This window comes from Vibrio sp. 10N.261.52.A1, from assembly GCF_002876325.1.
In the GTDB taxonomy this organism is placed as follows: Bacteria; Pseudomonadota; Gammaproteobacteria; order Enterobacterales; family Vibrionaceae; genus Vibrio; species Vibrio chagasii.
Genome location: NZ_MCYD01000762.1, coordinates 1 through 1,996 on the forward strand (window position 1 = coordinate 1; position 1,996 = coordinate 1,996).

Here is a 1,996-nt window from a genome sequence, read left to right on the forward strand (position 1 = left end):
TGATGAAGCTGACCGTATGTTAAGCCTTGGTTTTACAGAAGAGCTAGGCGCTATCTTGAAGCTATTGCCAACCAAGAAGCAAACTCTGTTGTTCTCAGCAACCTTCCCGGAGCAAGTTCAAGCTCTAACTGAAGAGCTACTTAATGACCCTCTAGAGGTTCAACTGCAAAGCGCGAACGCAAGTACATTGGTTCAGCGTGTATTTGAAGTAGAGAAAGGCCGAAAAACTGCATTATTGGCTCACTTAATCAAACAACACGAATGGCGCCAAGCTCTGATCTTCGTGAATGCAAAGAACAGCTGTGAACACCTAGCAGACAAACTATACAAACGCGGCATCATTGCAGAAGTCTTCCACGGTGATAAAGGGCAGGGCTCTCGTACTCGTATCCTTGAAGATTTTAAATCTGGCGAAATCGACGTACTGTCTCGCAACACAACATGGACACTGCATCGTGATACCGCTCTAGGTCTTAACTTCGTAGGCGTTAACTACTACGATGGTCAAGGCTTCATGGTTAAGAAAGATCTTGGCCTAACCAGCGCTTTAGAACTTGATGGCGCGTCTGTATGTGTTCAATCAGGCACAACGACTGAGCTTAACCTAGCCGATTACTTCCGTAACAACGGCATGTCTTACAAGCCAGTGGTATTTGATACAGCAGCACAAACATCTAAAGGTTTCGACGCAGGTCGTTGTGATGTGCTAACCACTGACCAATCTGGTCTATACGCGCTTCGCCTTAACCTAGCTGATCCTAAATCTGCACAAGTACTTCCTGAAATTATCTCTAAAGAGCCTCTAGGCCCAGTTGTTCGTCAAGATGATGACAAATGGTTCAACGTAGCTAAGTGGACACTTTCAGCAATGGTCAATGCGGAAGAATACGGCATCACTTCTAAAAATGCTGATGAAATGCTCAAGTCAAAAGATCCAAACATCAAACGTATTCTTGGTGTAGACGGTCCTAAAGGTAAAGGCCTTGGCATTCGTGACGACTGGGGTTACCAAGTAATCAAACAAGTTGGTAACTACGGTGAAAGTTTTGAGCGTACTGTTGGTACAGGTTCTCCACTTCAAATCGATCGTGGTGTAAATGCGTTATGGAATGCGGGCGGCTTTATGTACGCTCCACCAATCCGTTAATAGCACAGGACGTGATTACTTGTTCGTAATCGTTGCTATCGCTCTTGTTAAGGGTGATAGCAACAACCCAAAAATGAATGTTTGAGTAACACGATTTAGGGCGGTTTTTCCGCCCTAAATGTTAAATGGATTTGAGGTTATTGCAGTATGAAACCTAACAACACTCTTACTCCTTCCCAGGAAAAACCCGAAGCTAAAAGTGCTAACCTTTTATACAACCCGACTTTTCGATCTGTCGTTTTCCAGATCATCGCTATCGGAGCACTTGGCGCTTTCTTCTATACCATCGTAAACAACGCCCTTACCAACCTTGAAGCCCGAGGCATTGCCACTGGTTTTGACTTTTTAAGTCAAGAGGCGGGGTTTGGTATCGGCCTTACCCTAGTCGAATATGACGAAACCTTCTCGTATGGTCGAACATTCGTTGTCGGCTTATTAAACACCGCTTTAGTATCTGTATTAGGTATTATCTTAGCAACAGTTCTTGGCTTCTCTATGGGTGTCGCTCGTCTGTCATCTAACTGGCTAGTGAGCCGATTTGCCGCGGTATACATTGAAATCTTCCGAAATATCCCACTACTACTTCAAATCTTCTTTTGGTATTTCGCGGTTCTTCAAGCTCTCCCATCTGCAAGACAAAGTCTCAGTTTGGGCGAAGCGATTTTCCTAAACGTGCGTGGTCTTTATTTCCCAGCCCCTGTTCTTGAACAAGGAAGCAGTATCGTTATAGCGTCACTGATTGCTGGTATCGTAGCTACCATCATCATCAACATTTGGGCTAACAACAAACAGAAACTGACTGGGCAACAAACCCCTATGTTTCGAATTGCTCTTAGCTTGATCGTGGGT

2 protein-coding genes are annotated in these 1,996 nt (G+C 44.5%); both read left to right on the plus strand.

Annotated features, from left to right (window positions below; translation table 11 throughout):
* Positions 1-16: 16 nt before the first annotated feature.
* Positions 17-1,147 (plus strand): transporter substrate-binding domain-containing protein, encoded by a 1,131-nt coding sequence (locus BCT81_RS29350; protein ID WP_241908221.1) that lies wholly within the window; start codon positions 17-19, stop codon positions 1,145-1,147.
* A gap of 147 nt (positions 1,148-1,294) precedes the next feature.
* The coding region (locus tag BCT81_RS15745) for an ABC transporter permease subunit (RefSeq protein WP_157938870.1) at positions 1,295-1,996 on the plus strand (702 nt) is incomplete at its 3' end.